Source organism: Burkholderia sp. MSMB1498 (genome assembly GCF_001526245.1).
GTDB lineage: Bacteria > Pseudomonadota > Gammaproteobacteria > Burkholderiales > Burkholderiaceae > Burkholderia > Burkholderia savannae.
The window spans coordinates 335,373-352,667 of the sequence record NZ_LOYJ01000101.1 but is presented as its reverse complement, the minus strand read 5'-3'; the positions used below and the strand labels follow the sequence as shown (position 1 = coordinate 352,667).

10 protein-coding genes and 2 pseudogenes are annotated in these 17,295 nt (G+C 61.5%); 8 read left to right on the top strand and 4 right to left on the bottom strand.

Translation table 11 applies throughout. The features are described from left to right. Positions 1-118: 118 nt before the first annotated feature. From WS91_RS23090 to WS91_RS23075, 4 genes are read left to right on the top strand one after another with little or no spacing between them, the layout of a single operon-like run. A complete protein-coding gene (locus WS91_RS23090; RefSeq protein ID WP_231752066.1) occupies positions 119-1,198 on the top strand; it encodes an ABC transporter substrate-binding protein in 1,080 nt (359 codons plus the stop codon). A 1-nt stretch (position 1,199) separates the two neighbouring features. Further along, positions 1,200-2,306, top strand: coding sequence for an alpha/beta hydrolase (locus tag WS91_RS23085; protein WP_059671093.1), 1,107 nt, complete (start codon positions 1,200-1,202; stop codon positions 2,304-2,306). Further along, positions 2,303-3,361, top strand: coding sequence for a FecCD family ABC transporter permease (locus tag WS91_RS23080; protein WP_059671092.1), 1,059 nt, complete (start codon positions 2,303-2,305; stop codon positions 3,359-3,361). The genes WS91_RS23085 and WS91_RS23080 overlap by 4 nt, the downstream gene beginning before the upstream one ends. Continuing rightward, positions 3,354-4,157 (top strand): ABC transporter ATP-binding protein, encoded by an 804-nt coding sequence (locus WS91_RS23075; RefSeq protein ID WP_059671091.1) that lies wholly within the window; start codon positions 3,354-3,356, stop codon positions 4,155-4,157. Before WS91_RS23080 ends, WS91_RS23075 begins: the two co-directional genes overlap by 8 nt. Positions 4,158-5,045: 888 nt before the next feature. Here the strand turns inward: WS91_RS23075 and WS91_RS23070 are convergent. Continuing rightward, on the bottom strand, positions 5,046-5,363 hold the full coding sequence (locus WS91_RS23070) for a hypothetical protein (protein ID WP_038746661.1): 318 nt from the start codon (positions 5,361-5,363) through the stop codon (positions 5,046-5,048). Between the two features lie 383 nt (positions 5,364-5,746). Beyond that, a pseudogene (locus WS91_RS23065) lies at positions 5,747-6,337 on the bottom strand (amino acid permease); the annotation flags it as partial. 138 nt (positions 6,338-6,475) lie between these two features. On the opposite strand from WS91_RS23065, the pseudogene WS91_RS23060 reads away from it, so the two are divergent. Beyond that, positions 6,476-6,943 (top strand): annotated as a pseudogene (locus WS91_RS23060) (amino acid permease); the annotation flags it as partial. A gap of 221 nt (positions 6,944-7,164) precedes the next feature. Here WS91_RS23060 and WS91_RS23055 read toward each other — a convergent pair. After that, entirely contained in the window at positions 7,165-9,726 is a 2,562-nt protein-coding gene (locus WS91_RS23055; protein WP_059671090.1) for a S8 family peptidase, read from the bottom strand. Positions 9,727-9,749: 23 nt separating this feature from the next. Then, complete coding sequence (locus WS91_RS23050) at positions 9,750-10,724, bottom strand: AAA family ATPase (RefSeq protein ID WP_059671089.1); 975 nt, start codon at positions 10,722-10,724, stop codon at positions 9,750-9,752. Between the two features lie 227 nt (positions 10,725-10,951). Here WS91_RS23050 and hsdR point away from each other — a divergent pair, with 227 nt between their 5' ends. The 3 genes from hsdR to WS91_RS36190 are packed head-to-tail and all read left to right on the top strand — an operon-like array spanning position 10,952 to position 17,282. Next, entirely contained in the window at positions 10,952-14,431 is a 3,480-nt protein-coding gene (gene hsdR, locus WS91_RS23045; RefSeq protein WP_059671088.1) for a type I restriction-modification system endonuclease, read from the top strand. Between the two features lie 41 nt (positions 14,432-14,472). Then, positions 14,473-15,915 (top strand): class I SAM-dependent DNA methyltransferase, encoded by a 1,443-nt coding sequence (locus tag WS91_RS23040; RefSeq protein WP_059671087.1) that lies wholly within the window; start codon positions 14,473-14,475, stop codon positions 15,913-15,915. Further along, complete coding sequence (locus tag WS91_RS36190; protein ID WP_156432444.1) at positions 15,912-17,282, top strand: restriction endonuclease subunit S; 1,371 nt, start codon at positions 15,912-15,914, stop codon at positions 17,280-17,282. Before WS91_RS23040 ends, WS91_RS36190 begins: the two co-directional genes overlap by 4 nt. The last annotated feature ends 13 nt before the right edge of the window (positions 17,283-17,295 follow it).

Below are 17,295 nucleotides of genomic sequence, written 5' to 3'. Positions count from 1 at the left end.
GGGGGCGCAATCTCGGTTAGAATCAAATGAGAATAATTATCATTTATATCGTATCGGGAATAGCGTGAGAAACACAAGCAGATTTTGGTCACTGCTTTGCGCATGGTTGACCGTTTCGTTGATTCATTCCGCGCACGCGCAGCAGACCGTCACCGATCTTGCGGGCCGCACCGTCCGCCTGCCGGCGAACGTCGAGCGCGTGCTGCTCGGCGAAGGACGCCTGCTGCCCGCGGTCGCGATCGCCGAGCAAGGCGATCCGAGCCGCCGGCTCGTCGGCATGATGGGCGACTTCGAGCAGCTCGATCCGGCGAGCTACGCGCAGTGGCGCGGCAAATTTCCGCATCTGGACGACGTGCCGCGCATCGGCCGGTCGCAGGCAGGCAGCTTCAGCAACGAGCGCGCGCTCGCGCTGCGCCCGCAAGTCGCGATCTTCGGACTGGGCGGCGGCCACGGCCCCGGCGAGCGCGATCGCGAAACGCTCGCGCGGCTCGAAGCGGCCGGCGTCGCGATCGTGTTCGTCGATTTCCGTCACGATCCGCTCGGCAACACGCCGCGCAGCATCGCGGTGCTCGGCCAGGTGTTCGGCTCGCCCGAGCGCGCGGCCGCGTTCAACGCCGAGTGGCAGCGGCAGCTCGACGTCGTCCGGCAGCGGCTGAAGGCCGCGCGGCCCGCCGCGCCGACCGTGTTTCTCGAAAGCCGCGTCGGGCTCGCGACCGACTGCTGCGACACGATGACAGGCATGATGGGCCGCCTGCTCGACGCGGCGGGCGGCGCCAACGTCGCGAAGGGCATCGTCCCCGGCGAGCATGGGATGCTCAATCCCGAATACCTGCTGAGCCGCCAGCCGTCCGTCTACATCGGCACGGCGATCGGCTCGGCGCAAACGCTGCAAAGCACGCCGCAACGGATCGCGCTCGGCGCGGGCGTGCCGGCCGACGTTGCGCGGCGCTCGCTCGAGCGAGCGCTGCGGCGCCCCCAGTTCGCGCCGCTGCGTGCGGTCCGGCAAGGCCGCGCGCACGCGATCTGGCATCACTTCTACAACTCGCCGTTCAACGTCGTCGCGGTGCAGGCGATGGCCAAATGGCTGCATCCCGAACTGTTCGCCGATCTCGATCCGCGGCGCACGCTCGAGCAACTGTATGCGCGCTTTCAGCCGGTCGCGTTGAACGGCGAGTACTGGATCAGCGAGGCGCGCTGACATGCCCGGACCCGCTTTCGCGGCGCGCCGCTCGCTGCTGGCCGCCGGGCTCGGCACAGCGCTGTCTTCGCTGTCCCCGCTGCCTTGTTGCGCGGCGCCGGCGAACGCGGCTCGCGGCGGCACCCGCGGCACCGTTGCGTTGCCCGGCCTCGCCGACGCGCCCGCGGTCGAGACGCCGCGAAGCCGCCGGATCGACGTATCGATCGCGGGTCAACGGCGGCGCATTTTCGTCGCGCTGCCGCCGCCGCCCGCGCCGCCCGCTGGCCATCCCGTGCTGTACGCGCTCGACGGCAACGCGGCATTCCATCTGTTCGCGCAGCTCGCGCGCAATCACGCAGCGCGGCCCGGCGTCGATCCGGCGGACGTGCCGGCGATCGTCGCGCTCGGCTATGCAACCGACGCGTCGTACGACATGCAGGCGCGCGCCGCCGATTACACGCTCGCGCCGCTCGCGGGCGAAGCGTCGGCGCCGATCCCGCGCAGCGCGCACGACGCGCACGCGTCGGAAGGCAACGCGGACGATCGAGCGAACGACGCGGATGCGCTTCCATCGGCGGGCGCGATCCGCACCGGCGCCGACCGCTTCCTCGATTTCGTCGAGCACGACCTGCAGCCGTGGCTCGCAGGGCAATTCGCCGTCGACGCGCGCCGCCAAACGCTGTTCGGCCATTCGTACGGCGGGCTGCTCACGCTGTACGCGATGCTCACGCGCACGCACGTGTTCCGGCGCTACGTCGCGGCAAGCCCGTCGATCTGGTGGGGCGATCGCGCGCTCGTGCCGTTTCGCGACCGCTTCGTCGAACGCACGGCGGCGCTCGATACGCCCGTCGACCTGCTCGTCACCGTGGGCAGCCTCGAGGAAGGCGCGCCGAATCCCGATCCCGAACGCGCGCGCCGTCAGCAGGCGCGCAAGCAGGTCAGCTCCGCGCGCGAGTTCGTGCACGGCGTGCAGCCGGTGCGCGGCTTGCACGCCGAATGCCGCGTGATCGCCGGCGAGGATCACGGCAGCGTCGTGCTGCCGAGCGCGGCGCTCGCGGTGCGCATCGCGTCGGCGCCCGAAACGTCGACCGCGCCCGCCACGGCAGCCTCGGACGGCTCGCGCGGATGAGCACGCTGCCCGCCTCCCGGCTCTCGCTCAGGACGCGCTACCGCGCGATCGCCGCGCGCCGCCTCGTCGCGCTCATGCTGCTCGCAGGCCTGCTCGCGACGCTCGTCGTGATCGACGTCGCCACCGGCCCGTCGACGTTCGCGCCCGCCGACATCGTCGCCGGCCTCCTGTCGCCCGACAGCCTGCCGCTCGAGCAGCGCGTGATCCTCTGGAACGTACGCCTGCCGTACGCGTTGATGGCGATCCTCGTCGGCGCCGCGCTCGGCCTCGCCGGCGCCGAAATGCAGACCGTGCTCAACAATCCGCTCGCCAGCCCGTTCACGCTCGGCCTGTCGGCCGCCGCGAGCGTGGGCGCGTCGGTCGTCGTGCTCGCCGGCTGGCAGCTCGTCGTGTGGAACGAGAACCTCGCGCTGTCGCTCGGGGCGTTCGCGAGCGCGACGGCCGCGACGCTGCTCATCGTCTGGCTCGCGTGGCGACACGGCGCGACGACCGAAACGGTCGTGCTGTTCGGCATCGGCCTGATGTTCAGCTTCGAGGCGCTGCTGTGGCTGCTGCAATTCATCGCCGACAGCAACGCGCTCGAGCAGATCGTGTTCTGGAGCATGGGCAGCCTCGCGCGCGCGAGCTGGAGCAAGATCGCGCTCCTCGCGTGCGTGCTCGCCGCGTGCGCGCTGTGGGCGAGCACGCACGTGTGGTCGATGACCGCGCTGCGTGCGGGCGAAGAGCAGGCGCGCAGCATGGGCATCGCCGTCGAGCGGCTGCGGCTCGTCACGCTCGTGCGCATCAGCCTGCTGTCGGCCACCGCGCTGTCGTTCGTCGGCACGATCGGCTTCGTCGGGCTCGTCGGGCCGCACATCGCGCGGCTGCTCGTCGGCGACGATCACCGCTATTACCTGCCGGGCGGCATGCTCGCAGGCGCGATCATGCTCTCGGGCGCGTCGATCCTCAGCAAGACGCTCGTCAGCGGCCTCGTGCTGCCGATCGGCATCATCACCGCGCTCGTCGGGGTGCCGCTTTTCATGACGCTGATCAGTCGGCGCAGACGCGATGGCTGAGCTGCGCATCGACAACCTGAGCGTCGCGTACGGCCGCCGCGAGATCCTCGATTCGCTCGCGCTGCGGCCGATCGAGCCGGGCTGCATGGTGGCCGTGCTCGGGCCGAACGGCGTCGGGAAATCGACGCTGCTGCGCGCGATCGCGCGGCTCGTGCGGGCGCGCGGCGCGGTGTCGCTCGGCCGCGTCGATCTGCTGCGCGGCTCGCGCCGAGAGCACATGCGGCGCGTCGGCTATCTGCCGCAGACGCTGCCGCAAGCGTCGACGCTCCTCGTCTACGAGGCGGTGAGCGGCGCGCTGCGCGCGACGTGCGGCGGGCTGTCGAGCGCCGAGCACGATGCGCGGCTGCACGCGGTGTTCGAGCAACTGCGGCTGCATCCGCTTGCGATGAAGCCGCTCGACAGCCTGTCGGGCGGTCAGCGCCAGATGGTCGGCCTCGCGCAGGTGCTGGTGCGGCACACGCCGCTTCTGCTGCTCGACGAGCCAACGAGCGCGCTCGATCTGCGCTGGCAATTGCTCGCGCTCGAAGCGATGCGCGACGCGGCTGGCCGCCGGGCGGCGATCGTCGTCGTCGCGATGCACGACCTGAATCTCGCGTCGCGCTTCTGCGATCGTATGGTGCTGCTCGGGCCCGACGGCGTGCTGGCGGACGGCTTGCCGTCCGACGTGCTGGAGCCGGCGAGCCTGCGGCGCGCGTATGGAGTCGATGCGCGAGTCGAACGCACGGCCGACGGCGAACACATCGTGCTCGTCGAGCGGGCCGTTCCGGATGCCGGCGCCCGGATGGCGCACCGATAAGCGCAATTTCCGTTCACGACGCGATGTCGATCGCCATGCGCCCGGCGTACGTGCTCGCGCATGCCGGGTCCGTTCGCGTCGAATTCTCCCTCTTCCGAATTTGCGCCGGTCCGCGCGTAAGTCGCGGCGGCGGACCGGGGCAGCGCAAGCCATCGCACAAAACCACCGCTCCGGCTCGCGGTTTTCCCAAACCCAGCCGCAAAGCGGGGCGAACTCGCCTGAATTCCGCGCGCCGCGCCACGACGCGTCGATTCACTTTCCTTGATTCGCGGATTCGCTTGGGCACAGTCTTTTGCATGCCTTCCTTCATGCGCTTGTTCAACGTGGCTTGTGGACTGCTTTCGAGATCGACACGGGCTTCGCTGTGCATTGCGTCTTCAATTCTTTTAATTTATGTATGTATACGTAGTAAGAGTTAACAAAGGCGACTCATTCCTGTGGAAAACCGGGGTTTTCCCTGATACATCAGAGCGACATCGATTCCATAACCGTATCGACTGAGCGTGAATATCCGCCACGAGCGAAGGATAACTTCGACGCGCTTTTAAGCACGGCTCGCCTTATCAAGATATGGTCCACAGGCAGGGTGACGAGTTATCCCGAGGATTTCCAGAGCTTGGGGTGGATAACTCTTTCGGCGCAGGCCCGCCGCTTCCCGTGTTGCAAGTTCGATTCAATCGAATCGTCTTCTGTTGAACATGCGGCATGCCTTTGCGGACGAATGACGTTTGCAGGTAGCGACAACGGGGAAATCGCGACACTGGGCGGGTCTTAAATGCCCTGCTCGTTAGTTGCGAATGTTGGCCGACATTCGTTTCTCGACTGGCCAGAACAAACGACATCCAGCCCCGCCCGCTCCGTCGAACGCGCGTGAAACGCGCGGCCGGCTCAGCGCTCCCAACGCTTGCCGAACGACACGGTCGCTTCGCACATGCCGCCGATCAACACGCCGACGATCCCGATGAACGTAATCGTGGCTCCGAGCGACGCAAGCGCGGATGCGTCGCTCGCACGAATCGTGACGCCGATCGTCACGAGCATTCCGAAAAGCATCGCGCACGCACAAACAATCGAATAGAAGCGCATCAGTTTCGGATAACGCGAGCGGCGCGGCCCGAACGCGCGAAAAAGCGCATAGCCCAGACAGAACAGGTAGATGGCCGCGGGCACTCCTGTAGACGCAACCCAACCGCTGTCGATCGGCATGATCGGACTCCGTGAATGTCGTCGTTCGAACGGGACACGCGACCGGGGCGCATCGTGCACGGCGATGCGCGGTCACGCGGCCATAGTTTCTTTTTCTAAAATTAAGACAAATACAGGAACATCCACTCGCGAACAGCCACTAGCATAGCGCCAAATACCAGACTCCGACCGAGGAGCATCTGTTCATGCATGCTGGAGACACCGCTCGATGCATCCGACGATTTGCCGCGCGAACCGAGACGCGCGCATCACGCCCACCCTCGCGCCCGAGCGCCGATCGCGCCCGCCGGCATCGCGCTGCGATGCGCCCCGCGTCGTCCGTTCCCTCTTCCATTTGAGTCACGCCGGCTCACGCAAGCGAGACGCGGGCACCGCGCGCGCCTGAAGAAGCCGCCGTGCGCCCAGAGGTTCGAGACGCCCATCGGCACGCCGTGATTGCCGATGCCGAATGCGATCATCGCGATGCCCGCCGCGATCATCAGGACGATCGTCACCACCTTGATCAGCGCGAACCAGAATTCGAACTCGCCGTACGCCTTCACGGTGAGCAGATTCACGGAGCCCATCGCGGCCAGCGCCGCGAGCGCCCAGATCCAGCGCGGCACGTCCGGAAACCAGATGCCCATGTAGATGCCGACCGCCGTGATTTCGGCGATGCAGGTGACGAGCCAGAGGAACCAGTAGTTCCAGCCCGTCAGGTAGCCGGCGAGCGGCCCGAGGTAGTTGCGCGCGTAGCGGCTGAACGAGCCGGCGACCGGTTCGTGCACGGCCATCTCGCCGAGCGCGCGCATGATCACGAAGATCACGGCGCCGCCGATGATGTATGACAGGATGATGCCGGGGCCCGCCATCTTGATCGCGTTGGCCGAACCGAGGAAAAGGCCGACGCCGATCGCCGCGCCGAGCGCGATCAGGCGCATCTGCCGTTGCCCGAGCCCTCGGTGTAGGTCGGCTTCGTGACTTCGTTTCTGCATCGTGATGTCTCCTTTGGGGGTTTGTGATGAAATCGATCACGCACGCGTCGGCATCGTGCGGCGCGCGCACGCGTCTCGCATCGTCGCGACGACGGCGAACAGATGTGGATCGGCTGAGCGAAGGCGTGCGTGCGCCGCTTCCCGAACGGCGCGCAAGGCGTGCTGATGTCGATGCAGATGGTGATGTTCGCGTACCTCGGCGTCGAGATGATCGGGCTGACGGCGGGCGAAGCGGAGAATCCGCAGAAGACGATTCCGGGCGCGATCAATTCGGTGTTCTGGCGCATCCTGCTGTTCTACGGCGGCGCGCTCTTCGTGATTCTGTCGATCTACCCGTGGAACGAGATCGGCACGCAAGGCAGCCCGTTCGTGATGACGTTCGAGCGGCTCGGCATCAGGACGGCCGCGGGCATCATCAACTTCGTCGTGCTGACGGCGGCGCTTTCGTCGTGCAACGGCGGCATCTTCAGCACCGGGCGCATGCTGTACAACCTCGCGCAGCAAGGCCACGCGCCGCGCGAGTTCGGCGAGACGACGGCAAGCGGCGTACCGCGCAGGGCGATTCTCGTTTCGATGGCGGCGCTGCTCGTGGGCGTGCTGCTCAACTAGCCTTACGGCTAAGCCCTTGAATCCGTTTGGTGGGCGGAGGACTATCAAACTAACGGCTGAACCCCAATAGCATCAAGGATCAATCGCAGCTCGCTTGAAAACATGCCCCGAAAGATGCCCCCAGCCATCGCGTGCTGCGACGTACCTGTCGGGAACGCGGTCTTTGCCCTTGCTGCCCTGAGTCGACGTCGAAAAAAAACGACACATCACACTCGCGCTCAGCCTCGGACGCCTACCCGCGGCTGAACCCTTTGCCGGACCTCTTGGTAAATCGGCAGGTCGACGCCCTCGCCAACCTCCAGCGTCGCACATAGGGCAAACGGAACTGGCCCCAGTAGCTTGCCGCCGTCCTCCGCGCAATTAACCTTGAATACGAGCTCGTCGCCATCCGCGAATGCAATGGCGCTCTCTCCCTCGAGAATCTCGTGCTGCACAGTGCCGCGCCTCACATGTTGCCAGTTACAGTTCATCCGCGACACGCTGAAAAGGTCACTTGGCGGATCAACCCAGAGACGCGCAGCCCGATACTTTGCGTGACGCGGATTGACGGGCGACATCCACGCAAGTGTAATAGTCAGACGACGCTTAACAACCCGCGCTCGCAGGCTCGGCGGCAACGGGGCTCTGAATTCGAGGGCTTTGCCGTCCGTCAGCTCGCCGGTTCCAATGAGTGTCGCCCGTCGCTCCGTGCAAGTAATCGCCTTGTCGACATCCGCCAACCCATAGCCGACAAAGCGCGCAACCAGCCCCTGTCTGCGCCTCCAATCGTCGATGTCCGGCCGAGCATCGATGATCTGAGCCTCGAGACCGCCCCACTCGGCCCCGTGGACGAGCAGAGCCTTCAGCAGAACCGCTTCCAGACGGTCAGGTAGTCGCCCTGGATCGCCGGCGCGCAGCACCTCAACAACTGAATGGGCCTGAGCCGCTCCGCGCGTAGCGAGCGCCGTCGAATTGCTCGTGCCACGCGCATATTTCGTGTTGCCGCCACTCGAATCGGGCGGAGCCGCAACGCGATGTCCTGGAGCTGCGCCGGTGTTGACCAGTTCGAGCTCCGTGATAGTTGGATCACCCAAAAGCCGCTCACGGTGAAGAGCACGACCTCCGGGCATTACGAAGTCCGGTTTCACGGAACGCCGAAAACCGTGTCCGATACAGGAGTATGGCGATATTCCGCGTTCGGGGAATACGTCGAACCTGCCAGGGACACTAGGAGTCGGGGAGCTGTCGACATGTGCAGCACCGACCGTAAGCGCATTTATTGATTCTCCTGGCGTCAGCAATCGTCGATCAACAGAATCCGCAACGAGTGCGGACGCAGCTAGTCGCCGCTGTTCGTCCGAGGACAAGCCAGAGAATGTCCCTCGAGGCGTCGGCAAAGAAAGTCTCGCCGATACGTTGCCCGCACTGACAACGAAGAGCACTCGATACTTCCAAGAGAGCCAATCCAGAAGTCGCGCCCAAGGAGATAGCTCCGTGTCGAACGGCTTGAGCACATCACCGACGGATAAATTAATCACCTTAACGGTAGGCGCTGCGGGAGGGGTATTTCCCTCGCCGTCGAACATCCGTTTCACAGCCCTGTGCACCAAATCCACTAGGAGTGCGTCATCGGGCGTTGTCTCGCGCCGCGGCACTTGCCAGTCAGCCGGATCTGGGCGAAGGATAGGCCTGACGTAGAGAGCTGTGCTTAAAGCTGCCCTCGGGCCGTCGAGTTCTCCGTACAGAATCAACGACGCCATCGCCGTCCCGTGAACCCGATCACGAGCAGAATATTCGGCTTCCCACCCGTCTGGATCGTCAACAGTAAGACGCCCGGCAAGCAGCGGATGGTTTTGAAGGGGAAGACCATCCAGCAGTGCAACGATAGGCTCGCCGACAGGTACTAGAGACGACTCGTCGACGGGAGGGGACCGAACGTCATCGTCCTCGGGCAACGCCAGCGCCTGCCCGCGTGGCCGAAAGAACATCACCCGCTCGCAACGAACCAGAGCAGGCGGCGCTTCACTCAACATGCTGCGCACGCTTTCCGGCGGCGCTTCGACCAAAAAACCGTGATAAGCAATATCCTCGTTCAACGCCGAACTAAGAACGCGCCCACCGATTTCATTTACAAGACGTGCGAGTTCGATTGCTGTGCGAACGTTCTTCTCGTGCAACGAATAGCACCACGCTTCGACTTCGAACCGAATAACCTCCTCGCCGGAGCCGAGTAGGCTTTCCCAGTACTCCCGAATGTCCGCCCCAATTCGATCTTGATTACCCCAGAATCGGACGTCGTGCAGATGTTTGAAAACATCCTTCCACTTACCAAGACCGTAATCGAATTTGACTTGCGGATCTGTCTTGTAGCGATCCCAGAGACTCACAACCTCTGCTAGCGCTTGTCGATTACTGCCTAAGAGGTAGAGCCGGCCTGCGAGGGCCTTGTTATGGTCATCCAAATCGTAGAAGTCGCTATCTGGCTCAATGTCTAACTCATCAGCCTCAAGCAGCCATTCAAGCCCCGGTATCCGCCGCACGGCACCGATAAAATCCTCAACCGCCCCAACTGTCTCGAAAACGACCACTAGCTCCGGATCATCTGTCGGCGCGGACGGTTGTAATTGCATCCTTCGCCCGTCAAACGCTGACTGCAGCGTTCCGAATTTCGGCCCAAGCCTCTCGACTTGGCGCGGCGCTGCCGGGAAATGGACTCGCGGCCATCCCTTAGGAAGCCCTTCTCGTTCGGAGGCAGCAGGCTGAGGAAAAAGAAGAAGAGGCCGTTGTTGTTGTTCGTCCATCCATCACCCGCCGTATTGCCGGATCACGTCTCTGAGGACACCCTGCTTTTCCATTGCTCCAGGCGGTCGCTTATAACCGCATGAAGGTCCGAATTCGGTAGCGACAGTACATACCGTCGATGCACGTCTTCGCAAAACTGCTCGAGGTCTGAAAAGCTATTCACCTTGAGCTTCGTGGCAAGCGTCCGAGGCGAGACACCGAGCGATGTTTCTAAGCGTTGTTGGAACCTCTCGAACCAGGCCGTCCGCTGCTCAAGCGTTGGTCCCGGCAGACTCAGGCGCAGTTGGAAACGACGCCAAACCGCTCTGTCGAGAAGCTCCGAATGATTGGTGGCCGTCACGACCACAACGTGACTTGGAAGCGCGTCGATCTGCAGAAGCAAAGAACTCACAACACGCTTAATTTCGCCCGTTTCATGGGTGTCGCCGCGCTCTTTCCCAAGCGTATCGAACTCGTCAAAAAACAACACACACTGATGCGTCCGGACAAAGTCGAACAACCGCTTCAGGCGCCCGCTAGTTTCCCCGAGAAAGCTGCCAACGACTGCCTCATACCGCACGACGAACAGCGGGACCATCAATTCTTGCGCGATGGCCTCGGCAAGAGTCGTCTTGCCATTACCCGGAGGCCCCGACAGCAGGACACGATGCCGCGGCTCCAAGCCGTACGAGCGGAGGAGGTCGCGCCGTTGCTGTTCCTCGATCAGTTCCAATGATGCTTTTGTGACATCCGCAGGCAGCAGCATCGAACTCAGTGTTCGACGGGGCTCGATTTCGTAAAGCAGCCCGCCGTGTCCACCGTCGTAACTACGAACCACCTCGGCGGCCTTTGGGCGGGCCGTCGCCGAACGCAAGTTCGCCTCCAGCCTGTCGGCCAGATGGTTGTGGTGCTTTGCGCGCTCTTCTGCGGCCAGGGCTTCTACGGTCGATCGGAAGAGGCTCTGATCGCCCTGGGTACCCGCCCGCACGAGGCTGACGATCAGGTCGGCTCTGGGCATAAATCCTCCGGGCAGCATCCTAGCAGCTATCGAATCGCTCGTCAGCGGACAGTTTTCAGCATCGCTCTGATTTCGTCAGTATGCGGCAAGTGCGCCCTTGACGGTTACTGGCCCCAGACAAAAAGTGACAGAACAGGGTCTGTTTTTTAATCGATACGAGAATTCCACTCGCGGCGCGTCCACTTGCGCTAGACTCCAAAAAATCAGAAAAATCCGACCCACAGACCATGGACCGCACGGAAAAAAGCAAAAATTTCTGGTTCTTGGAAGCGCATGATCCGCTCTTCCTTCAACTCTGTGTCACCGCTGAGCGTTACTGTGTTGACGATCCCAATACAGCCGTCATTAAGCTGCGCCAATTTGGCGAAGCGGTGGTAAAGCATTTGGCCGCCGATTTCGGCGTCGCTTCAACCGGAGCCGATAGCCAAGCCGAGCTTCTTAAGGCGCTTCAAGTTCAGCGCCTCCTCGATCGCAACGTCGCCGAACTACTACACTTCCTGCGGCGAGAAGGCAACATCGCCGCTCACGAATTCCATACCACCGTCGGGCGCGCAAAAAGGGCATTGGGAGTCGCCCGCGAACTGGCGATCTGGTTACATCGTAGCTCCGGTAAGGCCGACCCCCACTCCTTCAAGCCGGGGCCATTCGTGGCCCCCGAGAGCACGCTGGAAGCCCTCCACGACCAACTCAGCGTGACTGCGGAAAGAGCCCGCGCGGCACAGCAGCTGATCGAAACGGAACGCGGCAAGCGTGCGAGTGCGGAAGCCCAGGCGGCCACGGCTCTGACCGAGAAGGCAATCTGGGAGCAGCTCGCGCAGGACGAAGAACGCGAGCGCCTTCGGCTTAGCGAAGAGTTCGAAAAGGCGCTGGCCCAGCTCCGGGCCGAAGCAGCTCAGCGAGCTCCCGAAGAAGCGCGCGCGATGGAATTGCGACTTGCTCGCGCGAGCGTTGCGATCGCGTTGGACGAAGCGGAAACCCGCGCCATCATCGACAGCCAACTCAACGATGCTGGCTGGGAGGCCGACACCGAAAACCTTACCTATGGCAAGGGAGCTCGCCCGGAGGCTGGAAAATACAAAGCCATTGCCGAGTGGCCGACCGCGAAGGGTCCGGCCGACTATGTACTGTTCCACGGCTTGACACCGCTCGCGATCGTTGAAGCAAAGCGCTACGGCTCCGACGTGCCTGTGGTAATCGAACAAGCCGAGCGCTACAACGAGGCCTATCAAGTCAAAGCAGACGAAGTGCTGCCGGCGGCAGCAAATCATGTAGATCATTTTCCCGGATGGCCAGCTGAGGTCTCGAGCGATGGAACAGTCCGGTATTACCGACTCCCGTTTGTCTACGCGACCAACGGCCGGCCCTTCTTGCGGCAGCTCCAAACAAAGAGCGGCATTTGGTTTCGCGACGTCCGCGAGTCGACCGCACACGCCCGCGCCCTGACCGGCTGGCACTCTCCGGAAGGTCTGCAAAAGCTGTTCGAAAACGACATCGGCGCGGCGACAGGCAAACTTACGCAAGAACCTTACGATTACCTCAATCTGCGCGACTACCAAGTCCGCGCGGTTCGCAAGATCGAGGAAGCACTGGCTGCTGGCCGACGAGAATGCTTGGTTGCAATGGCAACCGGCACGGGGAAGACCCGCACTATCATCGGCCTCATCTACCGCATCATCAAGTCGCGGCGTTTTAACCGCGTACTTTTTCTCGTCGACCGAAACGCGCTCGGCGAGCAGGCCCAAAACACCTTCAAGGACATGCGCCTCGAGCAGAACCAGGTGTTTACGGATATCTATGATGTCAAAGAACTGGCCGACATCAAACCAGATAGCGCCACGAAGGTTCACGTCGCAACGGTGCAAGGCATGGTACGTCGGCTCTTTGGTGCCACAGACGATCCGATCCCCATCGACCGCTACGATTGCATCGTCGTAGACGAGGCCCACCGCGGCTACATCCTCGATCGGGAAATGGGAGAAGGTGAGCTGGAGTTCCGCTCCGAGGCCGACTACATCTCCTCGTATCGGCGCGTCCTTGACCACTTCGATGCGGTGAAGATCGGGCTCACCGCTACGCCGGCCCAGCACACGTGCGAGATCTTCGGCGCCCCGATTTACACCTACAGCTACAGTGAAGCAGTAATCGATGGATGGCTCGTTGACCACGAACCGCCAGTTCGCTTCGTCACCAAGCTTGCAGAGAGCGGCATTCATTTTGATAAAGGCGACGCGGTAAAAATCGTCCGTAACACCACAGGCACGCTAGACACTACCGTGCTCCCGGACGAACTCGACTTTGAGATCGACGCCTTCAATCGACTGGTCATTACTGAGAATTTCAATCGCGTCGTCTGCGCAGAGCTCGCAAAGCAAATCGACCCCTCGGGTGATCAAAAAACACTGATCTTTTGTGCGAATGACGCGCACGCGAATCTGGTCGTTACGCTGCTCAAGGATGCCCTCGAGATTTGCTGGGGAGCGCTTGACGACAAGACGGTTCGCAAAATAACAGCCCGCGCCGATCGTCCCGATGACTTGATTCGCCGCTACAGGAACGAACGACTTCCTAACATCGCCGTTACCGTCGATCTTCTAACGACAGGTATCGACGTGCCGCAGATTAGCAATCTAGTTTTCCTGCGCCGCGTGCGTAGCCGGATTCTCTACGAGCAAATGTTGGGTCGAGCCACGCGGCTTTGCCCTGAAATCGGTAAAGACGTGTTTCGCATCTTCGACGCCGTCGAGATTTATTCCGCGCTTGAGCCGGTCAACACCATGAAGCCAGTCGTTCAACGTGTGACGGTTTCCCTTGCTCAGCTTCTGGCTGAGCTCGCGTCGGACAAGTCGCACACGCTCCCTGGCCCAGACCTAGGACGCAGCTACGCCGACGAGGTGAAGGATCAGCTCGTGGTGCGCCTACGCCGTCTGATGATGCGCGCCGAAGTGGAGGCAAAAAGCCGGCCCGAGATCGGGCAGGCGATCGAAGCCGTTGAAGCCGCAACGGGCGTTTCCGCCATTGAACTGCCCGAACATCTGCGCAAACTCTCCGCCACGGAAGCTCAGGGCTTCATTCGAAGCCTCCCTCAGCTCGCTTCGCTGCTTCAGTCGCTGCAACTGGGCAGCGGCGCCGGTTCTGCACAGATCATCTCCGAACACGACGACGAGCTGGTGGCAGTTGAAACCGGCTACGGAAAAGCCAAGCGTCCCGAAGACTATTTGGATGCCTTCCGCCTCTTCATCGAAGAAAACCGGAACAGGATCGTGGCCCTGAACGTGGTACTTACGCGCCCACGCGATCTCACCCGTGAAGACCTGCGCCAGCTCCGGCTGGCATTGGCCGAAGCCGAGTTCTCCGAGGCGGCACTCCGCACGGCGTGGCGAGAAACGAAAAACGAGGATATTGCCGCCAGCGTAATCGGCTATATCCGGCAGATGGCTCTTGGTTCACCGCTGTTGCCGTTTGAGGCGCGAGTTGATCGGGCACTCAAAAAAACCCTCGCGAGCCGCACCTGGCCGCTGCCCCAGCGCAAATGGCTCGAGCGCATCGCGAAAGAAGTTAAGCATAGCATCATCGTCGACGACACGACGTTCGAATCCGGCGCGTTCAAATCTGCCGGTGGCCTGAAGACACTTCAGCACGTTTTTCAGGGTCAGGTTCACGAAGTTGTCGCGGAACTTGAAGACGCAGTGTGGGACGACGCGGCATAATTGCTTCCCGCTTCATTCATCGCAAAAGAGAAGTTCCTTCCATGAGCGACACGCAACAGCTTGTCCAGAAACTATGGTCGCTATGCGACATCCTTCGTGACGACGGCATCACTTTCCATCAATACGTCACGGAACTCACGCTCCTGTTGTTCTTGAAAATGGCACACGAAACAGGGACCGAATCGCGCCTGCCGAAGGGCAAGCGCTGGGCCGATCTCGAAAGCAAGAACGGAGTCGAGCAGCACATCTTCTATCGAGAACTGTTGATCGAGCTTGGCAACGCACGCGATCCGCTTGTCTCTGCTATCTATGCCAACGCCAGCACGAGTATCAAGGAACCGCGCCACCTCGCGCAACTCATCGAGGACATCGATGGACTGGACTGGTACAGCGCCCGCCGGGATGGCCTCGGCGACCTCTACGAGGGGCTACTTGAAAAGAATGCAGCGGAGTTGAAGAGCGGTGCCGGTCAATACTTCACCCCGCGTCCGTTAATTCACGCGATGGTCGAGTGTGTGAAGCCTCAGCCTGGGGAAATCATCCAGGACCCCGCTGCCGGCACCGGCGGCTTCTTGTTTGTGGCCGATCGCTACATCAAGGTCCACACGGACGACCTGTTTGATCTGTCGGCCGAGGAACAGGAATTCCAGAAAAGAAAGGCATTTGTTGGCATGGAACTCGTGCCGGACACGCAGCGCCTCGCTCTCATGAATTGCATGCTACATGACATCGAAGGCCCCGGTTCCGGCGCGATATGGCTCGGAAATACGCTATCAAGCGAAGGACAGCGCCTGCCTAAGGCAGACGTGATCCTGACCAATCCGCCTTTCGGTACCAAGAAAGGGGGCGGCTTACCGACGCGCGACGACTTCACGTTTCCGACGAGCAATAAGCAGCTCGCCTTCCTCCAACACATTTATCGGGGCCTTAAGCCGGGTGGACGTGCGGCCGTGGTGCTACCCGACAATGTGCTGTTTGAAGCAGGTGTCGGCCAGCAGGTGCGCACCGATCTAATGGACAAGTGCAACCTTCATACGATCCTGCGACTGCCGACCGGCATCTTCTACGCTCAGACAGTCAACACAAACGTACTTTTCTTCCAGCGCGGGCGGACCGACTCGGGAAACACGAAGGAAGTGTGGTTCTATGACTTGCGCACCAACATGCCGAGCTTCGGAAAACGTACCCCCTTTACGCTGGAGCATCTACGCTCGTTCGTCAAGGCTTTTGGCGACGATCCCAATGGTAAAAGCCAACGCATCGACGAAGGCGAGAAAGGACGGTTTCGCCGGTTCACACGCGAGGAGATTTCGAAGCGAAGCGACAAGCTCGACATCTCCTGGCTCCGAAACGAGAACGGTACTCGTACCGAGGAGTTGCTGGAGCCGGATGAGCTATTGGCCGAGATTCGGGAGTTGCTTCAGGAAGCGTTGGGTGAGCTGGAAGAGCTTGAGGAAATATTGGGTGATGGAGAAAAGGCATGACGGTGTCTGCTACGCAAAACCACCCTACCTCTTGGACTGTCGCCCTAATAGGAGAAATCTCATGCGAGACGGTGCAACGTATCCCGGGAAGCCAAGAAACGTTTTTGTACATTGACATTTCGAGCATTGATCGGGAATGGAAGGTCATCTCCAGGCCTCAACGCCTGTTAGGAAATGACGCGCCAAGTCGAGCGCGAAAAGTCGTGCGCAGCGGCGATGTGCTCGTTTCGATGACACGCCCAAATTTGAATGCTGTGGCCATTGTCCCGCCCGAGCTAAACGATCAGATAGCCTCGACCGGCTTTGATGTTTTGCGGGCTAATGCAGTTGAGCCATATTGGCTCTTCTATTACGTCCGCAGCAGGGAATTCATCGAATCCATGACTGCCAAGGTGCAAGGTGCGTTATATCCAGCCGTGCGCTCCGCAGACATTCGCCAATCGAGCATCCCTCTTGCGCCACTGAACGAGCAACGCCGCATTATTGCAAAGCTCGACGCGCTATTGGAACGCACGCGCGGTATCCGCGAAAAGCTCGACCATATTCCCGTACTGCTCGATACACTGCGCAATTCGGTACTCGTCAGAGCCGTCCGGGGCGATTTGACACGACATATCAACGGCGGAAGCACCGACACTTGGCACCGGACGACAATTGGAAAAGTCCTGCTGGACACGCGTTACGGCACCGCGAAGCGATGCTCCGAACTGGCGCACGGCACGGCAGTTCTTCGCATCCCTAATGTTACTTCGCGAGGATTGGATATTAGCGATCTGAAGTATGCTGAGTTTGATGCGAAGGAACGCGAAAGGCTCTGTCTGCGAGCAGGTGACCTGCTAATGATTCGATCAAACGGAAGCGTCGAACTTGTAGGTAGAACAGGCGTAGTCACCGAACGCGAAGCAGGTATGCTCTTCGCCGGCTATCTAATGCGGCTGCGCGTCAATCCCGAGTTGATCCTTCCGGAGTTCCTCCATGTCTGGCTGGCATCTCCCCTTCTCCGGGCACAAATTGAGCTGACCGCTCGCTCGACCAGCGGGGTCAACAACATCAACAGCGATGAAGTCCGAGCGCTGCCAATCACACTGCCACCGATAAATGAACAGGCCGAAATCTGCCGGCGCGTCTCAGCGCTCCTCATTGCCTTGGACCGCATCTCCGCGCGAACAGGCACATTGAAGTACAGACACGGCGCGCTGAATGCCCTACTACTCTTTAAAGCATTTAGTGGCGAGCTGGTCCCTCAAGACCCAAAGGACGAACCGGCATCGATGCTCCTTGAGCGCGTGCGCGCTCAACGTGCTCAAGCGCGAGCTCAAGGAAAGCGACATGTTGATCTTCAGATCCTTGCTATAGACCACGAGTAACGAGTCGTTCAAC

Bases quoted from the DNA above. Each gene is read 5' to 3' on its own strand.
- WS91_RS23055 (WP_059671090.1), bottom strand. From the start codon at position 9,726: ATGGACGAACAACAACAACGGCCTCTTCTTCTTTTTCCTCAGCCTGCT.
- WS91_RS23080 (WP_059671092.1), top strand. From the start codon at position 2,303: ATGAGCACGCTGCCCGCCTCCCGGCTCTCGCTCAGGACGCGCTACCGC.
- WS91_RS23070 (WP_038746661.1), bottom strand. From the start codon at position 5,363: ATGCCGATCGACAGCGGTTGGGTTGCGTCTACAGGAGTGCCCGCGGCC.
- WS91_RS23075 (WP_059671091.1), top strand. From the start codon at position 3,354: ATGGCTGAGCTGCGCATCGACAACCTGAGCGTCGCGTACGGCCGCCGC.
- WS91_RS23050 (WP_059671089.1), bottom strand. From the start codon at position 10,724: ATGCCCAGAGCCGACCTGATCGTCAGCCTCGTGCGGGCGGGTACCCAG.
- WS91_RS23040 (WP_059671087.1), top strand. From the start codon at position 14,473: ATGAGCGACACGCAACAGCTTGTCCAGAAACTATGGTCGCTATGCGAC.
- hsdR (WP_059671088.1), top strand. From the start codon at position 10,952: ATGGACCGCACGGAAAAAAGCAAAAATTTCTGGTTCTTGGAAGCGCAT.
- WS91_RS36190 (WP_156432444.1), top strand. From the start codon at position 15,912: ATGACGGTGTCTGCTACGCAAAACCACCCTACCTCTTGGACTGTCGCC.
- WS91_RS23085 (WP_059671093.1), top strand. From the start codon at position 1,200: ATGCCCGGACCCGCTTTCGCGGCGCGCCGCTCGCTGCTGGCCGCCGGG.